Annotated in this window: 2 protein-coding genes and 1 pseudogene; all 3 read left to right on the forward strand. The window is 41.4% G+C overall.

Going from position 1 to position 2,545, the window contains the following annotated elements; translation table 11 throughout:
- On the forward strand, positions 1 to 349 hold a 349-nt coding region (locus V7K67_RS29135), incomplete at its 5' end, for a tetratricopeptide repeat protein (protein WP_335169504.1).
- 447 nt (positions 350 to 796) lie between these two features.
- A complete protein-coding gene (locus V7K67_RS29140; RefSeq protein WP_334731442.1) occupies positions 797 to 2,050 on the forward strand; it encodes a DUF4912 domain-containing protein in 1,254 nt (417 codons plus the stop codon).
- Between the two features lie 82 nt (positions 2,051 to 2,132).
- Positions 2,133 to 2,453 (forward strand): annotated as a pseudogene (locus V7K67_RS29145) (hypothetical protein); the annotation flags it as partial.
- Between the last annotated feature and the right edge of the window lie 92 nt (positions 2,454 to 2,545).

Genomic DNA, 2,545 nt, shown 5'->3' on the forward strand with positions numbered 1-2,545 from the left:
ATTTTCTGGTTACTTGATTGTTCAAATTATCATCAGCGCATTTTCTGTTTATGTAGTTTATCCATGCTACTTATTGAAGTGCGGAATGTGGGTTGTACTATCCGATTTAGGAAAATTAGAAGAAGCGATCGCCTCTTTTGACCAAACTCTCAAAATCAAACCCGACTACCACGAAGCTTGGTATAACAAAGCTTGCTGTTATGGTTTGCTAGGGAATGTCAATTTGGCAATAGAGAATTTGCAACAAGCTATCAACCTCAATCCTAAATGCCGAGAGATGGCAAAAACTGAGACTGATTTTGACAATATTCGAGAATATAGACAGTTTCAAAATTTGATTAGTCGTTAGTCATTGGGTAAATCCCCAATCCCTTTGAGTGGATTGCGGTTTTTGGCTAACCCACAGCTTAATGTCATGAAAAATCTACATTATGGCGATGCTGCAATCTTAAACTCGCCAGAAATGTTATAGAAGCATGACATTACGATCCCGGAAGGGCTAATAAATTCGTGAAACAGGCAAAAAACCTACTTCTTACCCCTTGATCCCTAGATATGCTTAGTGGTTAATATTGACTTAACAAACAGAACTCCTCCGATCCCAAAGAAATGCTAATTTTGGCATGATCAGGAATTGCAAGGACGTTACCTCAATTTAAAAACAGATTAAAAAACTTAAGAACTGGGCAAAACCAGGAGTCAGGATAATAAATTCATCTGGAGTGGATGACATTTTATATAGCATTCTTTAACCAGGGGAAATCATTTACCGCTTAAACTACTGGAGGCCAAATTAATGGCAAAAGAACGCCCGCCACTAGAGGAGATGACCTTACGCCAACTACGCAAAGTTGCTAGCGAATATAGCATCTCTCGCTATAGCCGAATGCGTAAATCACAACTGCTGGCATCAATACAAGAAGTCCAGCGCAGCAAAACTTTACTCAGTCCATCTCGTTCATTGGAGGCACAAGAAACCGTGGAAGCTGCAAAGTTTGAATTAGGTCAGGAAGATCGTACTGGTGGATCTTTGGCTGATGTTGATGAAGGACTGGCAGATTTGCCATCTGGCTATGGTGACAGCCGGATTGTACTCTTACCGCGCGATCCTCAGTGGGCTTACACTTATTGGGATGTACCCAATGAACACAAAGAGGAACTGCGCCGCCAAGGGGGACAACAACTCGCACTGCGGATTTATGATGTCACCGACATTAATATCGAATACCAAAGTCCCCATAGCATTCAAGAATATCCGGCTGATGAACTAGCTAGAGAATGGTATCTACCAGTTCCAGTTAGCGATCGCGATTATGTGATCGATATCGGCTATCGTGCTGCTGATGGTCGCTGGTTAGTACTAGCTCGTTCATCGAGAGTACACATCCCACCCGTCTATCCTTCTGACTGGATAGAGGATGTCTTCATCACTGTCAACTTTGAAGAAGATTTACGTGGCAAGACTCAATACGAACTAGTTCCCCCTGCCAAGAAGGTTGCAGCTACCGCCACCGCCAATGGTAATACTGTTGTGAATAACGGCAACCCCATCTACGACCAAATATTTGGTTTAGCGGAATCTGCCGAAGCGCTACGGGTTGCTGGTTCTATCTTTGGTTCTCAGCATCAAGTACCAGGTTCAGCACGTCCCGAACAAGCTCTCAGTTCCTACATTTTCCCCTCTGGTGTTGGTCTGTGGGCGTCTGGTTTAACCGCTTCCGGTGCAGGAATGTCAGGTGTTGGCTTCTCGGCTTCTGCTGTACCAGTGCGTCCACGCAAGTTCTGGTTAATTGCCGATGCTGAATTGATCGTCTACGGTGCAACCGAACCTGATGCTACCGTAACCATTGGTGGCCGTCCAATTAAGCTAAACCCAGATGGAACATTCCGTTTCCAGATGTCCTTCCAAGATGGTTTAATTGACTATCCGATTTTGGCTGTAGCTGCTGATGGTGAACAAACCCGATCAATTCAAATGAAATTTAATCGTGAGACACCATCTCGGAATACTAACACCAAAGAAGAAGCTGTTTTAGAATGGTTTTCTTAAGTTTTAGCTTGTAAATTAACTCCAGGCTGAAATTTTAAATTATTCCCCGCTATAGTAATTCTGTAGCGGTTTTTTGCATTATATGTCTACAAAAAAATTATTTTTGTTATTTATCTTGATAATCGGTGCAAGCTTATTATCAGGTTGTCAAGAAATTGAAGCAAATTCAGTCTCAAAAGCATCTAAAACTTGTCCTGGCAAAAATGCCAAGTTCAGTATTGATTTTTTTAAAACTAATAATCAAGGTAAAAAAGATCCTAGAGGTATTAACAATGTGATTATTTTTAATCCCAAATCAGCAGAATTAGATTTCAAAGTTAATCTTGGTCTATCTCATAAACTCTACGCCAAAGATGCTATGGGTAAATTGCGTAAAGAATATGTAGCAAAGCAGTTTCATGAACGTAACCGTTCACAGGGGTAATTAGTTGCTGAAATCAGGCAAAATAGAATGGGTGAAGGGGTTACAGCAATTAAAGGCAGAAGTTAATCCAT

This window comes from Nostoc sp. (assembly GCF_036917155.1).
GTDB lineage: Bacteria > Cyanobacteriota > Cyanobacteriia > Cyanobacteriales > Nostocaceae > Nostoc.

Coding starts and splice junctions, on each gene's coding strand:
- V7K67_RS29140 (WP_334731442.1), top strand. CDS start 797: ATGGCAAAAGAACGCCCGCCACTAGAGGAGATGACCTTACGCCAACTA.